At 46.6% G+C, this 21,383-nt stretch carries 16 protein-coding genes and 1 tRNA gene; 8 read left to right on the forward strand and 9 right to left on the reverse strand.

The annotated features are described in order from the left end of the window. Positions 1–30 precede the first annotated feature (30 nt). From NSQ58_RS12360 to NSQ58_RS12375, 4 genes are all read right to left on the reverse strand, one after another. Complete coding sequence (locus NSQ58_RS12360) at positions 31–1,794, reverse strand: methyl-accepting chemotaxis protein (RefSeq protein ID WP_023989356.1); 1,764 nt, start codon at positions 1,792–1,794, stop codon at positions 31–33. A 325-nt stretch (positions 1,795–2,119) separates the two neighbouring features. Next, positions 2,120–3,079 (reverse strand): AEC family transporter, encoded by a 960-nt coding sequence (locus NSQ58_RS12365; RefSeq protein ID WP_025718424.1) that lies wholly within the window; start codon positions 3,077–3,079, stop codon positions 2,120–2,122. A 98-nt stretch (positions 3,080–3,177) separates the two neighbouring features. Next, the gene (locus NSQ58_RS12370) at positions 3,178–4,896 is read right to left on the reverse strand and encodes an NAD-dependent malic enzyme (protein ID WP_023989354.1); all 1,719 of its coding nucleotides are present in this window, start codon (positions 4,894–4,896) and stop codon (positions 3,178–3,180) included. 380 nt (positions 4,897–5,276) lie between these two features. Beyond that, positions 5,277–6,518 carry a nitrate/nitrite transporter gene (locus NSQ58_RS12375; RefSeq protein ID WP_076159425.1) on the reverse strand — a complete coding sequence of 414 codons (1,242 nt, stop codon included), beginning with the start codon at positions 6,516–6,518 and terminating at the stop codon, positions 5,277–5,279. A gap of 419 nt (positions 6,519–6,937) precedes the next feature. On the opposite strand from NSQ58_RS12375, the gene nirB (NSQ58_RS12380) reads away from it, so the two are divergent. Both nirB (NSQ58_RS12380) and nasC read left to right on the forward strand, forming a co-directional pair. After that, positions 6,938–9,112, forward strand: coding sequence for a nitrite reductase large subunit NirB (gene nirB, locus NSQ58_RS12380; protein ID WP_341057530.1), 2,175 nt, complete (start codon positions 6,938–6,940; stop codon positions 9,110–9,112). A gap of 86 nt (positions 9,113–9,198) precedes the next feature. Continuing rightward, positions 9,199–11,379 (forward strand): assimilatory nitrate reductase catalytic subunit NasC, encoded by a 2,181-nt coding sequence (gene nasC, locus NSQ58_RS12385; RefSeq protein WP_341057532.1) that lies wholly within the window; start codon positions 9,199–9,201, stop codon positions 11,377–11,379. Positions 11,380–11,505: 126 nt separating this feature from the next. Here the strand turns inward: nasC and NSQ58_RS12390 are convergent, their stop codons facing one another. Both NSQ58_RS12390 and NSQ58_RS12395 read right to left on the reverse strand, forming a co-directional pair. After that, positions 11,506–12,579: an anthranilate phosphoribosyltransferase gene (locus NSQ58_RS12390; protein ID WP_341057534.1), complete on the reverse strand. Its 1,074-nt coding sequence runs from the start codon at positions 12,577–12,579 to the stop codon at positions 11,506–11,508. A 19-nt stretch (positions 12,580–12,598) separates the two neighbouring features. Continuing rightward, positions 12,599–13,201 (reverse strand): ANTAR domain-containing response regulator, encoded by a 603-nt coding sequence (locus NSQ58_RS12395; protein WP_023989349.1) that lies wholly within the window; start codon positions 13,199–13,201, stop codon positions 12,599–12,601. 446 nt (positions 13,202–13,647) lie between these two features. Between NSQ58_RS12395 and nirB (NSQ58_RS12400) the strand changes: the two genes are divergently transcribed. After that, on the forward strand, positions 13,648–16,080 hold the full coding sequence (nirB, locus tag NSQ58_RS12400; protein ID WP_341057536.1) for a nitrite reductase large subunit NirB: 2,433 nt from the start codon (positions 13,648–13,650) through the stop codon (positions 16,078–16,080). Positions 16,081–16,092: 12 nt separating this feature from the next. After that, entirely contained in the window at positions 16,093–16,422 is a 330-nt protein-coding gene (nirD, locus tag NSQ58_RS12405) for a nitrite reductase small subunit NirD (protein WP_341057537.1), read from the forward strand. 292 nt (positions 16,423–16,714) lie between these two features. Here nirD and NSQ58_RS12410 read toward each other — a convergent pair. Beyond that, positions 16,715–16,786 (reverse strand) — tRNA-Val (locus NSQ58_RS12410). A gap of 141 nt (positions 16,787–16,927) precedes the next feature. On the opposite strand from NSQ58_RS12410, the gene NSQ58_RS12415 reads away from it, so the two are divergent. Both NSQ58_RS12415 and NSQ58_RS12420 read left to right on the forward strand, forming a co-directional pair. Next, complete coding sequence (locus NSQ58_RS12415) at positions 16,928–17,371, forward strand: GNAT family N-acetyltransferase (protein ID WP_023989346.1); 444 nt, start codon at positions 16,928–16,930, stop codon at positions 17,369–17,371. Between the two features lie 90 nt (positions 17,372–17,461). Further along, positions 17,462–17,698 (forward strand): DUF3892 domain-containing protein, encoded by a 237-nt coding sequence (locus NSQ58_RS12420; RefSeq protein ID WP_023989345.1) that lies wholly within the window; start codon positions 17,462–17,464, stop codon positions 17,696–17,698. 122 nt (positions 17,699–17,820) lie between these two features. On the opposite strand, the gene NSQ58_RS12425 is transcribed toward NSQ58_RS12420, so the two are convergent. Beyond that, positions 17,821–18,579, reverse strand: a complete 759-nt coding sequence (locus tag NSQ58_RS12425; protein WP_076264810.1) for an MBL fold metallo-hydrolase — start codon at positions 18,577–18,579, stop codon at positions 17,821–17,823. A gap of 201 nt (positions 18,580–18,780) precedes the next feature. On the opposite strand from NSQ58_RS12425, the gene NSQ58_RS12430 reads away from it, so the two are divergent. Both NSQ58_RS12430 and NSQ58_RS12435 read left to right on the forward strand, forming a co-directional pair. Next, positions 18,781–19,338: a hypothetical protein gene (locus tag NSQ58_RS12430; RefSeq protein ID WP_023989343.1), complete on the forward strand. Its 558-nt coding sequence runs from the start codon at positions 18,781–18,783 to the stop codon at positions 19,336–19,338. Positions 19,339–19,417: 79 nt separating this feature from the next. Next, positions 19,418–19,723 (forward strand): DUF1292 domain-containing protein, encoded by a 306-nt coding sequence (locus NSQ58_RS12435; RefSeq protein WP_007431055.1) that lies wholly within the window; start codon positions 19,418–19,420, stop codon positions 19,721–19,723. Between the two features lie 106 nt (positions 19,724–19,829). On the opposite strand, the gene NSQ58_RS12440 is transcribed toward NSQ58_RS12435, so the two are convergent. Further along, the gene (locus tag NSQ58_RS12440) at positions 19,830–21,305 is read right to left on the reverse strand and encodes an aminotransferase class I/II-fold pyridoxal phosphate-dependent enzyme (protein ID WP_013310938.1); all 1,476 of its coding nucleotides are present in this window, start codon (positions 21,303–21,305) and stop codon (positions 19,830–19,832) included. Between the last annotated feature and the right edge of the window lie 78 nt (positions 21,306–21,383).

A 21,383-nucleotide genomic window follows, 5' to 3' on the forward strand; every position in this document is an offset into this window, starting at 1 on the left:
GTTATCTTGAATTAGTTGGAAGTTATAAAATTAGGCTTCCCGGTTCACCTTGAAGAACGAAATGAGCTCTTCCAGCTCCCCGGACATCAATGTAAGCTTGTCAGAAGCTTGGACAATAGAAGCCATAGACTCAGCCTGTTCTCCAATGGTATGCTCGATTTGTTTACTGCTGCCGACTGTTTTGCTAACTGTCGAAGACAGCTCGTCAGAGGTAGCTGACATTTCCTGCGTGCTGGCCGAGATCTGCTCCGTTGCGCTGGATACCTCCTGAATTTGTGACGACACTTTATTAGACGCATCTAAAATTTCAGAGAACATTTCGCCTGTCTGCTTCGTAACTTCCAGCCCAATGTGAACTTCTTTTGTACCAAGGCTGATGCCTTTTACAGTCTGCTCAATTTCTCTTTGGATTTCTTCAATGAGCTCTGCAATTTGTTTGGCAGACTCTTGAGACTGTTCAGCCAAATTACGCACTTCTCCCGCTACGACTGCAAAACCTTTGCCCTCTTCACCGACTCTGGCAGCTTCGATAGAAGCGTTCAATGCAAGCAGATTCGTTTGACTGGCAATGCCTGTAATGATGCTGACGATATTACTGATTTCGTTAGAACGGTTCTGCAGCGCATTAACGGAATCAGCTGTACTTTCCATTGTAGTGGAGATGGAGTCCATTTGAGCGGAAAGCTTCTGGGCTACCTGATTGCCTTCAACGGAGCGTTTTTCCATAGAATAAGCTTGATCCGCTACGGAAGAGGAGCTTTCGGCAATCGTTTGGATAACTGTCGACATTTCATTCATAGATCTGGAACTTTCAAGTGCTGCGTGATCCTGAGCTTCAAGTCCCTGGGTTATTTCCTGAATATTGCTGTTAATGACGTTCGTATTCGTACTGTTTTTCTCGCTAATGCTTAATAATTCCTGGGCAGATCCCGTAACCTCTTGTGTCGTATCCTGTACTTTCACCATTGTATCGTTAAGGCGTTTGATCATAGAATTGAATTTTTGATTGATAATGCCAAGGTCGTCCTCGCCTGTCTTGATTTTTACATTCAGATTACCCTCGCTGACTTCCTCAATTCCCTTCATCAAGCTACGAATCGGGGATAGGGTCCGTTTTACCAATAAATATTGGATCGTTAAGAAGATCGCAAGGAACAGAATGAGCAATGACACACCATATACAAGCAATTTATGAAGTCCGGTAGGTACAGAGCTCGCGTCTACGTCAAAGTATATCGCACTTGTGATTTTACCGCTTTCATCTGTAATTGGGTAAACAATGGTAGTCCATGTACCATATTCGTCCGAGTAAAAGCTGCTCAATGATGATTTATTGGATTGAAGCATTTTATTTACAGCTTGTGCATTTTCGTCAGGAAGAGTATACATATCCCCAATATCCAACTTCAAGTCTTGGAAAGCTTGGACTAAATTTGTGGGAACGCCAATAATGGAAGTTTGATTTCCTTCTGTTAGTTCTGTGCCAAATATGTAAGCTTGGGCAACATTAGGATAAAATGTGTGGATAGAATCTAGGAATTTGCGTAAATCCTGTTGAGCAGAACCGTTATAATCTTTTTCGCTTAATGCTTGTTGTACTTTTGTTTTGTCAACATCTTCTGCCCATTTTTTAGTCAATACTTTAACTTGGTCTTGCAGCTGCGTGGTGAGAATGTTCTTTTGAAGTATATAGCTGGATGTGATGAGAATAGCACCTATTAATACGATGTTAAGAAAAGAGATTAATAGATTTTTACCAAAAAAGGACATAGTTCTCCACTTCAAGTTTTTCACGTTTTCTTCTCCTTTGAATTAGCAATTTAGTTTCATATACAACCTACCCCATATATATTTCGACAATTTGCTTTCTAAATGTTAGGTATTTATTAAAAGGGAGAGAAGAAGGTTATTTAAAAAGAACGGCGGCCCCCTAGAGAATGAAACGATGGGACCGCCGCTTGTCGGCAAAACTGGATTTTATGTTGTTTTTCCGAATAATCTTACTAAATCATTTTATTGTTCAAACAATATTTAAAAAATAAGATAAATGAGAGCGAACGGGTATGCTTTATACCTATAAATACCTGGATTGCATTGAGGGTTCTTAAGTTTCTGTCCCTTATAAAAGAAGTGAAATGAGCAAGGGTAGTGAAATGAGCGATAAGACTGAGCTAATAACAAATGCAGATGCAGCTTCCGTTTCCAGTGTTTCATAACGGGTAGCAATCATAGCGGCGACAGCCGAGCCGGGAAAAGCGACAAGCAGTACGGCTTTGGTTACATCCTCATGGGATAGTCCTATCAGAACAGCAATACCGAGCATAACTATAGGCATTACGATGGCTTTCAGCACAGCGATGCTAAGTGCTTTTGGACTGAACGTAATCTTTTTGATACCAATGGTTACCCCGATGGCAAATAGGGCTGTACCAGCAGTAATATTGCCGATTTGATCAAACATGGATTGCAAAAGTTTCGGAGCGTGGAATCCACATAGAGTCAATACGACACCAAACAAGGGTACGCAGGCAAGCGGCTCGCTGAGTCCATGAAGGACTGATTTCATAGTGACTTTAAATAAGTTGCCTTTAGTGCCGTCAGATTCTGTTGTTTTGCGCTGACCGACCGTTCCCAAAATACTTGCAAGCGGATCAAGAATGGCATTAACGACGATCCCAGTAATCGCAATCGGGATGGCGACTGCCGCACTTCCGAACAAGCTTCCCAGAACCGGAATTCCCATGAATGCGAAAGAAGGCTGTGTTGAATTCAATGCGAACATGGAGGATTCAGTCAGGCCTTTTTTGGCAATTAAGCGATAAACAATGAGCAATACAATATAAAAGCCGATTACACCAAGTAGCAAAGCCACAAGAAAGGGCCACTTTTGAATCAATGTCTCTCTTGGTGTCGTCGTAATACCAATAAACAAGTGTGCAGGTAGAGCAAACTTCGTCACGAGTGTATTTAATCCCTTAGAAGAAGCAGGGTTAAAAGCCTTAAACAATCCTGCGAAATAACCAATTAAAATGACAAAGAAAATAGGAATTAAGATAATAAAAATATGACCTGTAGCCATGATGTCGCCTCCAATGAAGATGTCCGCCAAAAATGGCGGACATCAGTTAAATAATCACTTTGCGTATGCAAGTACAAATTTGATGTTGTCGCTATTTTTTAAACCAGGACCGCTTCCTGACCATATTGTTTGATTGGTTTATATTTGCAGTCCCACATCGCATCTCGAACCGCTTGTGCGATATCGTCCGGTTGATGACGCGCTACTCCATCCTGAACTGCTGCCTTGGCCACAGCCACGGCTACCGCTTCAGATACTTCGCGTAATTCATTGATTTTTGGCAGCAGGGAAGCACCAGGCTGCGACAAATCAACCATTTGAGCTACTGCATGGGCAGCTGCTGCAAACATGCTATCTGTTATAATTTTGGATTTTACCACGATTGCGCCAAGACCAAGACCCGGGAACACGAAAGCATTGTTGGATTGCCCAATTTCAAACTTAATATTGTTATAGATCACCGGCTCAAAAGGACTTCCTGTTGCAATGAGGGCTTTTCCTTCGGTCCAGTGGATCAAATCTTGCGGAGTTGCTTCTGCCAGTGGAGTCGGGTTGGACATAGGCATAATAATAGGACGTTCTGTATGTTTGGCCATTTCTTTAACGATTTCCTCACTAAATGCCCCAGTAACACCGGAAGTACCAATCATAATCGTCGGTTTTACGCGGCGAATGACTTCAAGCAGTGGGATTTTGCCATCCTCAGCATGTTCCCAGTCACGGCATTCTGCAACATCACGCACATAAGGGACTTGGAATGGAAAAAGTCCTTCTGTTTCGTTGGTAAGCAGGCCACGGTAATCATAAGCCCAGAAGTTACGTCTTGCTTCTGCTTCTGACAGTCCTTCCAGCATCATGGCTGCGCTAATTTGGTCTGCATTGCCGATTCCAGCAGCTCCTGGGCCAAAGACTAGAACCCGATGCTTGCTCAGTGGGATTCCGGACAATTGAACACCGGACATTACACCTGCGAGCGTAACCGCTCCAGTACCTTGAATATCGTCATTAAAAGTCAAAATACTATTTCCGTACTTATTGATAATGTTCCGTGCGTTGACATTGCCCAGATCTTCCCAGTGCAGCAGGGCATTCGGGAAAAAGGAAAGTGCAGCTTGAACATAAGTGTCAATAAATTGGTCATATTGTTCTCCACGTACACGTTTATGACGATTCCCCATATATAAAGGATCTTCCAATAGCTTCTCGTTGTTTGTACCTGCATCAAGAACAACTGCCAGTACTCGGCTAGGATCTATACCAGCAGCAGCAGTATACACAGCAAGCTTACCAATAGAGATATTAATACCTCCGACTCCCCAGTCCCCGATTCCCAAAATACTCTCGGAATCTGTGGCTACGATCAGGTCGATATCATCAGGGTCTAGGTTCAAATTCTTAAAAGCCTCTCCAATACCCGCCAGATTATCAATAGATAAATACATACCACCGGGCTTGTGATATTCATGACTGTATTCCTGTATAGCCTGGCCTACTGTTGGTGTATAAACAATCGGGAGCATTTCGCTTAGGTGCTCAGAGAGCAAACGATAATAAAGAACGGTATTCCGATTAAAAAGATCATTTAACGCAACATTTTTACGCAAATTATCCGGTTGGCTCTGAAATTGCTCGTAAACCCGCTGAACCTGCTCCTCAATAGTTAATATCGTAGGAGGAAGGAGACCGTCAAGTCCAAGCTGTTTCCGTTCTTCCAGGGTAAAAGCTACTCCTTTATTCAGCAGTGGGTTGGCAAGTAGATCTTTTCCGGTTAATTTAGTTTCGATAGATCCGTCTTCCGTAAAATGAAAAGCACGCATTTCCAATTCCTTCTTTCTAAAAAATTACATTTAATTAATCCTTGAACAATTCGTGAACAAGTATACGCCTTATTTTAAACCAAGTGAACAAGTATGTTGTGTGAAAAATGGTTATATAAGTGTTTACATAAGAAAAATTATGAAAATGAAAGCGATTTTCAATGTTTTTTGAATGAAAATTTCATTTAATTTTCATGATATTTTCGGAAAATCTTGATTGAATGTGATAATTATCATAGTTTTTTTAGGTGTAGTTCGATTAAGCGTGCATGAAAAATAGCTTAACTTCATTTTATATAAACGAAGTTAAGCTATTTTTTGGCTATAGGGATGGTTGAGGGACAAAATTCAATGCTTCGCAGCTCAATGTTTAATGAACATCAGGCATTTAATTCTCCGATGCGATTGACGGCTTCATCAGTAACTGTAGCAGAGCGTCGCATCCAGCTGTTACGCCATTTCAATTGCATGATGATGACGAGGGTAAAGGCACAGAACGTGATTAGGCTCAGAGAGATAAAGCCCGGCATATAGGAACCCGTTGATTTGTACAGATGACCCAGTATAAGGGGGAGGAAGTACCCGCCTATGCCACCAGCAGCGCCGACAATGCCGGTCATGAGCCCGATTTCGTTGCCGAACCGCTGCGGAACGAGCTGGAATACGGAGCCGTTGCCAGCGCCAAGGCACATCATGCCTACGAACAGCAGCACAACTACCACGGTAAGTGGCGGTAAAAACGCAATGCCAGCGAGCATAATCCCGGCTCCCGCATACAAGTACATTAACATGCGTGAACCACCAATCCGATCGGACAAAAAGCCGCCTACAGGACGAAAGAAGCTTCCGGCAATCACACAAACGGTTGCAAAATCGGCGGCATGTACCGCGGAGAGGCCATATTGGGTATTGAAGAAAATAGTCAAATAATTAGAAAGACCAACGAATCCGCCAAACGTCACGCAGTAAAAGGCACAGAATACCCAGGCATCCCTCTGTTTGAGCACCGAAGCATATTGCGACAGACTTTTTGGTGCCGGGCGGTGAGGGCTGTTGCGGGCAAAAATACTGAACAGAATGAAGACGGTTAAGATGGGGAGGATAGCCAATCCGAAAACGGCTTCCCAACTGCCAAAATGTTGAGCAATGCGGTTGGCGAACAAAGTCGCAAGGACGGTACCGCTATTACCAGCACCGGCAATTCCCATAGCCAAGCCTTGATGCTCTTTGGGGTACCATTGACTTGCCAACGGCAGCGCAGCTGCAAATGATGCTCCGGCTACACCCAGGAGCAGGGCAACAACGTACAAGTGCTCCAGCGAATCAACCCACAGCCAGCCGAGCAAGAGAGGGATTATCGTAACAAGCATACCAATCTGCCCTGTGAGCTTCGGACCGATATAATCCGACATGAATCCGAGCACGAGCCGCAGCAGGGAACCACCGAGTATGGGTAGGGCAACAAGATTGGCTTTTTGTACAGGGTCCATTGGATAATCATTAGCAATTACAACGGCCAACGGTCCGATCATTCCCCATATCATAAAACTGATATCAAAATACAGAAAGGAGCCAAATAGGGTGGGCTTGTGTCCGCTTTTCCAGAAATTTTTTTTGTTCATTCTCCATCTCTCCTGTTCTAATTGTTGTTCTTTGTCTGCAAAATGTAATTTGAACATGAAAAAGCCGCAAATCGCCCCTACATGGTATCTAGGAAACGGTTTGCGGCTTCATTGCCGTGGTTGACACACCTCATTGTGAGTCGACTTGGTATGATCACGTTGGAGTGATTTTAATCAAATTATAAAAAAGGATCTGTTTTATGTCAATATACGTAACACAAAATCGCAAAAAAATTAAATATAAGGCAAAAAATATAGCATTCATGTATTAAATATTGACATGACATTCACAATTCAGTAATCTTAGATACATATCGGCACAATGATGTGCCGACATTTACGGCAACGGTGCCCTTTTCCATTGAATGGAGAAGGGCTTTTTCTGTCTTATTTTATTCGGAGAATGGGGCTGGTTTAATATGATGAAAAAACTGGTCGTCGTCGGCAACGGTATGGCAGGCATCAAATGTGTGGAGGAAATACTCGTTTTGGAGCCAGAGCGGTTCCAAATCACGATATTTGGTGCAGAGCCCCGTCCCGGGTACAACCGAGTGCTCCTGTCCAAAATGCTTCAGGAGGAGAGCTCATTTAAACATATCGTTACCCATGACTGGGACTGGTATGAAGAGAACGGGGTAAAGTTGTACGCGGGTGAACGCGTCTGTCGTATTGATGTTGCAGCCGGGATGGTGGAAACGGAATCCGGTATGAAAGAACCTTATGACATGCTCATATTGGCAACGGGCTCATTGCCTTTCATGCCGCCCATTCCCGGAGCTCGAAAACAGGGAGTAATCGCTTTTCGTGATGTGAATGATTGTGAAACCATGGCGAGATATGCCAAAACATACCGCAAGGCCACGGTTATCGGAGGGGGGCTGTTAGGACTTGAAGCCGCTCAAGGCCTACTGAATCTAGGGATGGAAACTGAGGTTGTTCATAATGCGCAGTGTCTTATGAACCGTCAGCTTGACCGGACGGCGGCTGTGCTTCTGCAGCGAAAGCTGGAGCAACAGGGCATGAGGTTTCATTTGGCGAAGGAAACGGTCAACATCATAGGCCGAAACAGGGCGCAAGGATTGATGTTTGCGGACGGGGACAGGTTGGAAACGGATTTGGTTGTGCTGGCGGTTGGTATCCGACCGAATATCGAATTAGCTCAGGACAGCGGTCTGACCGTAAACCGTGCCATTGTCGTGGATGATTATATGCGCACGAGTATTCCTGGTATTTATGCCGTCGGCGAATGTGCTGAGCACCGCGGGATTTCATACGGGCTAGTGGCGCCGCTATATGAGCAGGGCAAAGTGCTGGCAAAAGTTATTTGTGGTCGTGAAACGGCTCCCTATGAAGGGACGGTTCCGTATGCGCAGCTCAAGGTAGCGGGAATCCATGTGTTTTCCGCAGGAGACATTCGTGATGAGGGAAACGAGACAGCAGTCATGGAATATAACGGGATGCTGAAGGTTTATAAAAAAGTGATGATGCACGGCGGTGCTGTCACTGGCGCCATTTTGTTCGGAGATACGGCGGAAAGCACCTCGCTGCTCGGAATGGTACAGCGCGGCGCACCCGCTACAGAGCTAACATCCCGGGATAACGGCGGAAGCAAAGCGGAGGATGCGGCAGCCGCACTGCCGGAAGAGGAAACGGTATGTGCGTGCAACGGCGTGAGTAAGGGGGCTATTTTGCGAGCGATCACTACGGATAAGCTGAAGACGGTGGAAGAGGTGAAGAGCCGGACCAAAGCATCCGGTTCCTGTGGGGGCTGTCGGCCGCTGGTGGCTGCACTGGTCAAAAATAGTTTGTCCCAATCGACAGTTTCCGGACCTGTAGTTACTCCGACCGCCCAAGAAGTAGTCCCTGTGTGTGGATGTACGCATTACGATCATGACTCGCTTAAAACAGCTATGGTGGACGCAGCCTGTCAGACTCCAGATGAAGTAGTGTCCCGTCTCGGTTGGACTAGACAGCAGGGGTGTGAATTGTGTCGGCCGGCTGTACTTTATTATTTGGAATCCCTTGGGTTGCGCGACAGATCTGCGACAAATCCATTAGGTGCTGGTGTTGTGGTTCAGGTCACACCGCAGTACGGAGGAGAAGCGCCCTCTGCGGATCTGCGCGTTACGAACCTAAATGCCGAGAATCGGGCTTTTGTTGAGTCGGACCTGATGGATCAGGCATTTGTAGAAGTAGCCTGGCTCAGAGAGCGGTTGGTAACTTTATGGGGAAGTCTCGCATTGCCCGCGTTGGTTACAGTTGCTATTTGTCCTGGATCGGCGTATCCGGCAGGTGTACTTGTCCACGATATTGGAATATCCCGATCTCCAGTAGGCTGGGAGGTTTATGCCGGTGGCCATGCAGAGCATCCAGTTCGCCAGGGGCAGCTGCTTGGATTGGAGGAAGACCCGGCAGAAGCGGTCCTGATGGCTGTAGCCTGCTTGCAAATATACCGACATAGTGCCCGGTATGGGGAGAAAATGTGGGAGTGGATTGAAAGGACTGGCGTTCTGGCATTACGGGAAAGTGTGCTTGACGCTGCTCTTCGAAGTGGACTGGCGGGTAGCCTGCGGACCACAATGCTGACAGGATGATGTGATGGGTTGAGTTCAGTTGTGGCGATATTCTATCGTGTGCAGACAATAAAATTCCGAAAAATGGCGAAGGGGAGGTGACTTTGATGTGTCAGTCAGGAGAAGGCAAACCGGAAGCTGGGCTACATGTATCGTCAGTAATGGATACGCAGTGCCCGTTTTGCAGCGTGCAATGTAAGATGACCGTTAGTGCGGGTACGGAGACACTTGCGGGTATCATCCGTACAGTGTATAAGGCGGAAGGGAAGGCTAATGCAGCCTCGCAGGGTAGGCTGTGCATCAAGGGAATGAATGCGCATCAGCATGCGACTCATGCGGAAAGGCTGGTACAGCCCCTCATACGCAAAGAGGGCAAACTTGTTCCCGTCAAGTGGGAGGAGGCGTTGGATACTATAGCTAGCAGTTTCTCTACGCTACTGTCCACACAGGGTCCCGATGCAATCGGAATTTACGGTGGAGGTTCACTCTCCAATGAAACGACTTATTTACTCGGTAAATTTGCCAGGGTGGCTGTAGGTACGCGATATATCGATTATAACGGGCGCTTCTGCATGTCGGCAGCGGCATCCGCTGGCAGTAAAGTGTTTGGCGTTGATCGCGGACTGACCTGCAGACTAGCTGATATTCCGTTGGCTCGTTGTATTGTGCTTGCAGGCACGAATATCGCTGAATGCCAGCCGACCTTAATGCCTTATTTTCATCAGGCGAAGGAAAACGGCGCGTTTGTCATTGTAATTGACCCGCGCGCGACACCAACGGCGGCGGCTGCCGATTTGCACCTGCAAATCAAGCCAGGTATGGATGCTGTGCTGGCTAATGCCATGCTAAAGGTCATCGTGGACGAAGGATTTGCGAATGAAGAGTTTATCCGCAAGCGGACCAACGGCTATGATCAGCTGTTGACTCATTTGAAGGGTGTGGATCTGAGCGAATCGGCTGCGTTGTGCGGAATTGAGGTAGAAATGATCCAGCAGGCAGCACATGCCTTTGGCAGTGTGGAGACCGGCATCGTTTTTACGGCCAGGGGTGTTGAACAGCAGACAGATGGACATATGGCGGTGCGTGCATTTCTTAATCTGGTGCTGGCCACTGGCAAGATTGGAAGGGAAGGGTGCGGTTATGGAGCTATTACAGGTCAGGGAAACGGGCAAGGGGGGCGAGAGCACGGCCAAAAGGCTGACCAGCTTCCTGGTTACAGATCAATTGAGGATGAAGAAGATCGAGCCTATGTGGCGTCCGTGTGGGGAGTAAAACCAAGCAGTTTACCGGGTAAGGGAGTGTCCGCCTATGAAATGATGGAGCTTGTCCATCAGAGAGAAATCCAAGCTTTGTTCGTGATGGGCTCTAATCCTGTTGTATCTAACCCGAATGTCCGGCTGGTGGAGGAAGCCCTCAAAAAGCTGAATCTGCTGGTTGTGGCGGATATGTTTCTCACTGAAACCGCGCGGATGGCCGACGTTGTTTTGCCTGTGACGTCTTATTTGGAGAATACGGGGACGATGACCAATCTGGAGGGCCGCGTTCTGCTACGGGAAGCGGCGAGGTCCGCACCAGGCGAGGCTAGAGATGACTGGAACATTTTGTGTCAGGTAGCTGCAAAGCTAAACAAGGGCAGCTATTTCTCGTACAGGGATGCTGAGCATATCTTTGAAGAACTGCGGCTTGCCAGCCGGGGCGGTCCTGCCGATTATTATGGGATCACATATGACAGGTTGCGTCGTGAAGAAGGGGTATATTGGCCATGCCCGTCTACGGACAGAGCCGGTATGGATACGATGTTTCGGGAAACCTTTGCCCATTCCGATCAAAAGGCTGTTTTTACGGTGGTTGAAAGCTGTGGAGCAGGAGAGGAGATATCAGAGGAGTACCCGCTTATTTTGACGAACGGCCGCGTGCTGGCTCACTATTTGACCGGTGCACAAACGCGCAGAAGTCCGTCGCTGGCCGCGCGAGAGATTGAAAATTATGTGGAAATTCATCCGCGGACAGCGCGACGCTGGCATATCAGGGACGGGGAGTGGGTAGAAATAGCATCACAGCGCGGTAGCTTCACTGTCCGCAGCCGGATCAAACCACATATCCGCGAAGATACGCTCTTCGTGCCCATGCATTGGGGTGGGATACAAAATGTAAATCGGGCGACTCGACCCGATCTTGATCCGTTCTGCCGGATGCCTGGCTTCAAAACGGCTGCTGTGCGTATCCGTCCCCTTCATCTGGCTGCAGTTGCAACAAGTGCAGATAATGGGGAATGGTCTGAGTTCTAGAGCAGGACTGAGTAAGTGACTTTTTCTTTGCATAAAAGGCCAGCCCCCTTTGTATGAGTGAGGGGCTGGCCTATTTGACTTGGATAGTTTAGGGCCCGCAATCCCTAGACTGCGTGACGCCAATAATTATAAATGCAATCGGGTTTCGGATATGCTTGCTCCCGTTTTTATTTCTTTTCTGAGCATAGCTTCCCGCCAGTGACAATACAAACCCCAGGCGTCCCCGTTTTCTAACAGCGGTTTGCAGGTATACAAACCTTCCTCTATGGAGTCGACTCGCCCTGCAACGAACAGTCGGACCGCACTGTTGAGTAACACTTGATTCGAAAAGGCTATAGAAGCTGTGCCTTGTAGCACTTCCTCCGTAATGCGTAGTTGTTCAGCGGGGGTCCAGTTATGCTCTGGTACCACCGAATCCAGCCCGTACATTTCCGGATCAATAACCTGTAGTGATACCTCGCCGTTAGCAAGCAGGTAAGTCCGGGTCGGCCGATCGATGAACAGATCCTCCGATCCTTCGCTCCCCTGGACGATCAGAGCCCTGCGGTAATTCAGATTTTGCATGAGTTTTGCCGTCTTCTCGAACACAGTATTGTGGAAAACGCCGAATACAATATACGGGGAAGAACCGTAATCAACCAGTTTCTCGGCAGTATTCAGCACTGTGCGAAGCCCCAGCTCTTCGCGAATGGGCCGCATATCTCGCAGGGGCGCGCACCACTGTTCGGAGGCAACGAACAGTACACCAGTCAGCTTCGCGGCATGAATGGCGGTTTCACGTGTCATGTTCCGGGACGTTACCCCCATTTCCTGCAGTAAAAGCGGGAGCGTAACACCCCATTTGGGAGGGAGAGGTGCACTGCCATGCATCGTTACAGGAATTCCGCATGAGGCGAGTAGAAAGGCCGTTGCGAAGGTGGCGATAAATGAAGACTTTCTGCCATCGTACGGACCGGCGAAATCAATCCCTTCCTGCATCGGAAAGCGATGGGTATATTTACGGCAGATGTTTACAAATGCTTCCAACTCGGCAACACTCTCCATTTTAATGCGCTCCGCGGCAAAGAAAGCTCCGATTTGAGCAGGGGTTGCTGACTGGGTCATAATAAGTTCGGCAGCAGCTTCGGCTTCGGCGTAATTCAGATCCCGGGCGCCCCTTTTGCCGCGACCAACTTCTTTTAATATTTCAATGATATTCATGTTCGGGCCCCTTTCAGATTTATGCTTTTAGCATTTGCTGTGCTTTGACGATGGAGATGGCCACATCAACGATACGTTTGCGTTCGTTCATTGCTTTTTTGCGTAGCACATCATATGCTTCCGCTTCCGGGATACCGTTTACTTCCCCAAGTATTCCTTTCGCCATATCAATCCATTTGCGTTCTTCCAGCCGAGCGGTCAGTTGCTTGCGTTCACTTTGCCAGTGCTGGCGTTCAAAAAAGCGTTTGGCGCTAAAATGAAGAGCCCAATTCAGCTCATGGGCTGCCATAGAAGGGGTTAGAATGCCATCGACAGTGACATCAGCTTCACAGGCCTCTGTCGATGATAGCGCTGATTCTGCGCTGCACCACCAGAGCAATGGGATCGCTTTGGCTTGCTCCAGCCTGCCACTCCATATGCTGATAGTGCCGACAGGTATGTTTAGTACCGCCGCGTCTGCATTAAGAATTAGCTGTTTGATTTCAGATTCATTGCGGCAGGGCAGGGTTAGGTATCCGTTGGACTCTAAAAGGTGCTCAGGTCCTGCCTGCCATGAGGAAACGGCGTGTGTCTGCTCAGATACATAGTCAGAATGTAAGTGAATTACCAACAAGGAACGCAAGCGGGCTCCTCCTCTCTGTAACATGAAGGGTAGTTAGCGATGGGGATAGTAATCATTGATAACAAATATGACATAAAATTTTGTCTGCCTGCTTATTTTTTTCATCATCATCAAGCTAAAACGGACTTTTAAACCATTTTGGCGTGTTTTGGACTGAAAATCAATCCTAATTTTGTAGGGGAGTGATATTTTATACGTCATAGATATGTTACATGGTGATAAAATATAATTTTTTATAAGTTAATGCGTAAGGAATGTTGACATATCATTTGAAGCATTATATATTAGCTACAATACTTTTTAATTCCATACTCTGATGGATACAACGGCGTATTCGATGAAACGGCAATGGAGCCTGTTTTCTCATGTGGAGGGATATTTTGAATCCCCATATGTGAAGCAGGCTTTTTATGTTTTGAGGATACAAATGGAAGGGAAGTGACCTGATGAACGATATCCAAAAGTTAGTGTTGATCGGCAACGGAATGGCGGGGATACGCACTCTCGAACATTTGCTGAAGCTTGCACCAGGTAGCTATGAGATTACGGTATTCGGGGCCGAGCCCCATCCAAACTATAACCGGATCATGCTGTCCTCCGTTCTGGCGGGAGGGGCTGGTTTGCAGGATATTGTCATTAACGACTGGAGTTGGTATGAAGACAACAATATTCGATTGTATACCGATGATCCTGTCACAGCCATCAATACGGAAAAGCAGCAGGTGACGTCGCGCTCCGGCGTATGCATCTCTTATGATTTGTTGTTGTTGGCAACAGGTTCTAAAGCCTTTATTCTGCCGCTTCCAGGGGCCGACAAGGAGGGTGTTATCGGTTTTAGGGATATTCGTGACTGTGAAACGATGATGGAGACGGCAAAGACGCACAAAAAAGCAGCTGTTATCGGCGGCGGATTGCTTGGGCTAGAGGCAGCTAGGGGGCTGCTTAACTTGGGGATGGACGTCACAGTTATTCATATTAACGGATATATTATGGATCGGCAGCTGGATGAGGCTGCTTCCCTTATGCTCCGGCGCGAGCTGGAGGAGCAGGGAATGACTTTTCTGGTCAATAAGCGAACGGCGGCTATTACGGGCCGTCGTCGCGTGGAAGGATTGAAATTTGCCGATGGCAGTGAGCTGGAAGCAGACTTGATCGTTATGGCGGTAGGCATCAGACCAGACATTGAACTGGCGGTGTCGGCGGGAATTCCTGTAAACCGTGGCATCATCGTAAATGATTACATGGAAACGAATGTCCCTGGCATATACGCCGTTGGCGAATGTGCAGAACACCAGGGAATCACTTACGGACTGGTAGCTCCATTATATGAGCAGGGTGGTGTGCTGGCTCAGCGGCTCGCGGGAATGGAGACTCCCGGCTACAGTGGTTCCGTCACTTCTACAAGGTTGAAGGTATCGGGTGTCGACGTGTTTTCAGCAGGGCATTACAAGGATGAACCGGGAACACGTTCCCTGCGGTATCAGGATGATATTGGCGGCGTCTACAAAAAAATCGTGATCAAGGACGAAAAACTGATCGGAGCCGTTCTGTTTGGGGATACGTCTGACGGAGCCATGCTGTTTTCTTTGATCAAAAGTGGCGAGTCGGTGGTTGGCCGAGAGAAAGAGTTATTACTTGGCTTCAATCCCGGTCAACCTGAAGCTAGTGGCGCCATGATGCTGGAGCAGATGCCTGATGACGAAATTGTATGCGGATGTAATGGTGTATCCAAGGGTGACATTGGAGAGGCGGTTGCGGCTGGCTGCCGGAGTGTCGGGGAGATTAAGGCATGTACGAAGGCATCGGCATCATGTGGCGGCTGCAAGCCATTAGTGGAGGGACTCTTACAGCTATACGCAGGTGCAGAAGCCGGAGAAACGCTGAAAGAGGGGATTTGTAGTTGTACGACGCTTGACCGGGAAGCGATCATTGATGGCATTCGAGAGATGGGATTGAAGAGCGTTAAAGAAGTGATGAATGTGCTGGGATGGAACGAACCGGAAGGTTGCACGAAATGTCGTCCGGCCCTCAATTATTATCTAGGTATGGTATGGCCGATGGATTATGAGGATGAGAAGGAATCCAGATTCACGAATGAACGGTACCATGCCAATATACAGAAAGATGGCACCTATTCTGTCGTGCCCCGCATTTATGGAGGAGTTACTTCACCTGCCGACCTGAAGAAAATTGCTGCTGTCGCAGAAAAATACAATGTGCCTCTGGTTAAATTTACGGGTGGCCAACGTCTTGACCTGCTTGGTGTGAAAAAGGAGGATTTGCCGGGGATCTGGGCCGAGTTGGATATGCCGTCTGGATATGCCTATGGAAAGACGCTGCGAACGGTTAAGACGTGCGTAGGTAACACCTTTTGCCGCTTTGGCACTCAGGATGCTATGGGTATGGGCATTCGGTTGGAAAAGGCATTTGAACGGCTGAATGCGCCATCCAAAGTCAAACTGGCTGTATCTGGTTGCCCGCGTAACTGCGCTGAAGCGACGATAAAGGATTTAGGCGTCGTTGCTATTGACGGTGGCTGGGGGATCTACGTTGGAGGTAACGGCGGTATTAAGGTTCGGGCAGCTGAACTGCTTTGTACCGTTAAAACCGAGGATGAAGTAATGGAATGGACCGGTGCCTATCTGCAGTATTATCGCGAGCAGGCCAATTGGAACGAACGCACAGCCCATTGGGTGGAACGGGTCGGAGTTGAATCCGTCAAACAGGCACTCGCGAATGCAGAGACGAGGAAACAACTGGTGACCAGAATTGAAGAGACGTTAAGCACGACGACTGATCCGTGGCACGAAATTATTCACAACGAAGAGCTGCGCAAAAATTTTGTACAGTTGCCGGAACTTAAGGCAGTAACGGAATAGGGGGCTGACAAAATGGAGACCAATACGACAACCAACAGAGTCAGAATAGCTGATCTGAACGAAATTGACCGACGTGGAGCAAGGACAGTTCGCATTCATAATACAGAGATAGCTGTATTCCGTCTGAGCGATGGCAGCGTGCATGCGCTTGAGAATCGTTGTCCGCACAAAGGGGGGCGGTTATCCGAAGGAATGATATGTGGCTCAGCGGTCTATTGTCCGCTCCATGACTGGAAAGTTGACCTTTCCACTGGCCGGGTGCAAGAGCCGGATACTGGATGTGTGACTGCTTACCCCACGGAGATTGATAGTGAGAGCGGGGCGGTTTATATCGTAATCTAAGAGTTCTATACGTATTGTGCTGATGGTTCTGCTTTTTTTCCTCTATATAATAGAAGGATCAAGGTGAAAGGCTTTGTTGAAGAAGTGGTGCTGTTAAAGTGCAAATGATCTGAGTATACAGAAAAGTCGACCCTATTTTTCCGGGCGGCTTTTTTATCTTATAAGTATGATTTTAATTAAAAAATAGGTTATTGACTAAGTCTTAGTCAATGACCTATCTTCTTTTCTCAGGATAACTCGCTTTATCTCTAGACAAATAAAAAAAGCCTTGAGAATCAAGGCTTTTGACGAATAGGACGGATGGGGATCGAACCCATGACCCTTACCCTGTCAAGATAATGCTCTCCCGCTGAGCTACCGTCCTGCGGTTACTAGATAATATCATGTATTAACCATATATGTAAAGTGAAAAAATAGAAGTCAGCCTGTACTTCATGACCATTTATATATATAATTCGAATTTAGCGAGTTTGCAATTTGGAATTAATGATAGGGGGAACAGATGATGGCCGCAGAAATTATAAGTGTAACAACAGAGGAACAGCTACAGGAGGCAATATCGATCCGTACCAAAGTGTTTGTCGAAGAGCAAAAGGTTCCTCTTGATTTAGAAATTGACCATTATGACAAGCTGGGAGATACGGCCCATCATTTGCTAATTTGTGAACATGGTGAAATGGTGGCCACTGGTCGATTGACATACTATGAGGAAGATACAGCTAAAATGCAACGTATTGCCGTTCTCAAGGAGCATCGTGCCGCAGGCTATGGACGTGTATTACTGCTAGCACTGGAGGAACGTGCCCGTGAATTGGGGTTAAGATACTCGCTGCTAGATGCCCAATGTCAAGCCGAGAGGTTTTACGAAAAGCTCGGTTATGAGACGATCTCCGATGAACCTTTTGACGATGCGGGAATACCGCATGTACGTATGCGCAAAAAGTTGTAGTCGACAGCGTAAGGTGCATACAAATCTGTACAATGTGCATGCTAGTAAAAGTTCCTCCACTATAATACTATGGATAAGGAGCGATACAGTATGGCTGATACAGAACGAGAGCAAATTACAGCAGTACGTAAAGACGGGGATGGCGACCTTACGTCTTTTCAGACATCTACCGGTCGGGTTTTAGATTATAACCAAGCATTGAACGAGATTGAAGCAGGCTCAATTGCAGGCGTTAACGTTTTCAAGGCCAAGGATGGAAGCAAACGAATTCGGGGAGATGCCGATGGAGATCCATCTAATAACCTGGATCAACTGCCATTGTTCTGACCTTAACTCGCAATATTAGAATGCAAGTTCATCATTATATTCAAGAACAGCAAGCCGCTCGGCTATCCTTTGTAGGAAAGCCAGGCGGCTTTTTGTTAATTGTTCAAACTGTATTTAGCATGCTACTCTGCACGTTCCAACTCTGCAAGTTGATATACTCGTTGCTGCTCCAGAAAGGACATGACTCCTGCTTTCTCCCTGAACTGTTCCATATCATCACTATAGTGCATCAGATGAATCCGCTCTTGAAGAGATGGCGCCAAGCTTAGCAGCTCGTCCAACGTCGTATGGACTTCTCCAGCGCCTTGTAATTGAACCTCATGCAGAATACCCCGACATCCTCGTTCATGCACCAGATGATGAAGCAAATCAGGGTCAAAAACCATATCTGCACTATAAAAAAGGCGGTCATTAATGAATATGGAATAACTGTTTTTACCTGGAATATGCCTTGTAGGGATTAGCTCCACCTGGATACCCGATACTAATGTAGTGGGTACACCAGGCGTTATTACGTTTACCTCGAATACATCTTCAAGCTTGTCAATCATACCTTGCTGTGACATTCCGCCCTTGAGCGTATGTTCCCACAAAGGGTGAATTAGTGGTTCGGCGATATAAAGTAGAGGCTTGCGACGATGGAGAATGTTCATTTGAAAACCGAATTCCTCCAAACCTCCGACATGATCTGCGTGAATATGTGTGATTAAAATTGCGCCAATATCAGGCAAAGGGACGCCCATTTGGTGTAATGCTAAAGAAGCGGTTGTACCGCAATCGATCAGCAGTTTGCCTTCTCCGCTGTCCAGCAGCGCGTTGTTGTTGTAATAATGCTTGGCAAAGGCACTGCCTGTGCCAAGCATTTGTATCGTTAGGCTCATTATGGATTATCCCTCCGGACTTTGTGTACTAGGACATTCTACAGTCGTATTTTATCACCTATGCTGCTGGAACTAAAGATTTGGCTCCTTATGTAAAAACTTTGGACAATTTGTGAAACACAGCGCAACTTGTGCGGCTGAGCTAGGTATAAATGTACGACAGAAGGTTTTAAACAGATAACGATGGAGGGATTAGTAGTGATGAAATGGAGAAAAGTGATGGCCCTAGTGATGGCCTTTTCAATAATGGGAGGGACCGCCATTTCGGCGGAATCCGCCAAGGACCAAGTGCAGTTGATTATTAATGGAGAAGTGTCAAAAGATGGCGCAGTTGTCATTGATGGGAAAACCTATGTGCCCATCCGTGATTTTAACGGACTTGTAAATTTTGATCCATCCGGTGGAAAAGTTGTTTTCGACCAGCCTAACGTGCATATGTTCCTGTTCAAGGGAGATACGGTGTTTGGTAACGTGAATAAAGGCAATAAAGTGAAATTTAATGTATTCAGTCAAATTGATACCTTGAAAACAGATATCTCCGGAGTGAAGGTAGCGATCACCGACCCTTCAGGCAACGTGAAGGATATTCAGTCTCAAGATATCAAAGGAGCGCAAAAGGATAACTTCTGGTTCCGTACGAACGACTTTACGTATGATTTCAAAACAGCAGGGAATTACCGGGTTGGTTTCTACATTAAAGAGAGCAAAGACGGCAGCTATACCCTGGTGTCCGAAAAAGTCATTACAGCGATAAATTAGGCATACCACAAATTGACCTGCACCCTTGATCATGTTACGATACGGGGGAAAATAAAACAATTTGAAGGTAGGTATTTCCATGAGTGATCACAAACATGAACACGGTGAAGCCTGCAACCACGATCATGACCACGAACATGAAGAAATGGTTCTTACGCTAACTGATGAAAATGGTAAAGATGTAGAAATGGTGCTTGTAGAGACCTTTGACGTAGAAGATCACGTTTATGCTCTTCTGCTTGAGCGAGGCAATCCCGAAGCGGATGGCATTATTCTTCGTATGGAAGAAGAAAACGAAGAAATGGTGCTTTACAATATTGAGGACGAAGATGAGTGGAAACGTGTAGAAGCCGCATATAGCGAGCTTGTTGCCCAATACGAATAGAATTGGATGTAGCAGCTGCATAGCTCTTCAAGAAAAAAGCCCCCAAATGGGGGCTTTTTTTGTTGGCTATCAACATATTTTGTAAGCATGTGTTGACAGTTCAATATTATGAAATAGCGTCAGTCTCGACGATAACCTTCACCTGATGTACTGTTCGGTCCTCAGGTCCTTTAACAGGCAGGCCTACTTCTACATGATCAACAATATAATCAATATTGTCCTGCGAAATAACTTCTCCTGGCAGTAAAATCGGAATACCAGGTGGATACACATAAATGAATTCTGCAATAATGCGGCCAGCAGATTCCTTGAAAGGCACGATTTCCGTATCTCCATAAAAAGCGTCTCTTGGAATAAGGGAGAGCTGAGGAATATCCGGTATCTTTACAACCAGCTCATGCTCCTGACCTGTGGAATAGTGCAGAGAAGCCAGCTCACGCAGAGCTTTCAACAAAATTTCAATTTCCTCTTTGGTATCACCAGGGGTCACCAAACAGAGAATATTGTACATATCGCTAAGCTCAACCTCGATATTGTAGTGATCTCTCAGCCAATTTTCCACATCGTATCCGGTAAGACCTAAATGACGGATATGAACCGTAATTTTGGTTGGATCATAATCGTAGGTAGCTTCCGTGCCGAGAATTTCACTACCAAAGCAATATAATCCTTCAATCTTGTTAACCTCTGAGCGGCAATATTCAGCCAAATCAAGGGCTCGTTGTGCTATTTCATGACCGTTAAGTGCTAGGTTGCGTCGGGATGTGTCCAAGGAAGCCAACAGGAGATACGAAGTGGATGTCGTTGTCAGCATACTGAAAATCGTTTGTACACGTTGTGGGTTAACGTATCCGTTTTTCGTATTTACATTCAAGATCGAGCTTTGTGTCAAGGAACCGCCCAGCTTGTGGACACTTGTAGCTGACATGTCTGCTCCCGCCTCCATGGCGGACATCGGTAGATCAGGATGAAAATGAATCAGTACCCCGTGAGCCTCATCGACCAGGACCGGCACATTATAGCTGTGAGCGAGATCTACAATTTCTTTTAAGTCGGCGCACACACCGTAATATGTCGGGTTGATAACAAGGACGCCCTTGGCGTCAGGGTGGCGTTCCAATGCCCGGCGTACGGACTTGGTTGTAACCCCGTGGTGAATACCGAGATTTTCATCACTGACTGGAGAAATGAATACTGGTTTTGCACCAGCAAAGATAATGGCAGACATTATAGATTTGTGTACGTTTCTGGGTACAATAATTTTATCACCTGGCAAGCAAATGGACATAATCATGGTGATGATGGCTCCGCTTGTCCCCTGTACACTGTAGTAAGTATAATCTGCTCCGAAGGCATCTGCTGCAAGCTTTTGGGCTTCTTCGATGACACCTGTTGGTTGATGCAGATCGTCCAATGGAGCGATGTTGATCATATCTATGGAAAAGGCATTATCCCCCATAAATTCGCGAAATTCCGGATCTGCTCCGACTCCCTTTTTATGACCTGGGATGTGAAATTGAACCGGGTTGCTCTGAGCGTGCTTCTTCAAAGCAGTAAAAAGCGGGGTGTTGCTTTGATTCATTAGTGTTGTCACAACCTTTCGTGCAGGATTTCGACAATCCTGTGCAAGTGATAATAGAACAAAATTGAGTATAGCAGT

Origin of the sequence: Paenibacillus sp. FSL M7-0134, from assembly GCF_038007865.1 — a bacterium.
Classification (GTDB): Bacteria; Bacillota; Bacilli; order Paenibacillales; family Paenibacillaceae; genus Paenibacillus; species Paenibacillus polymyxa_B.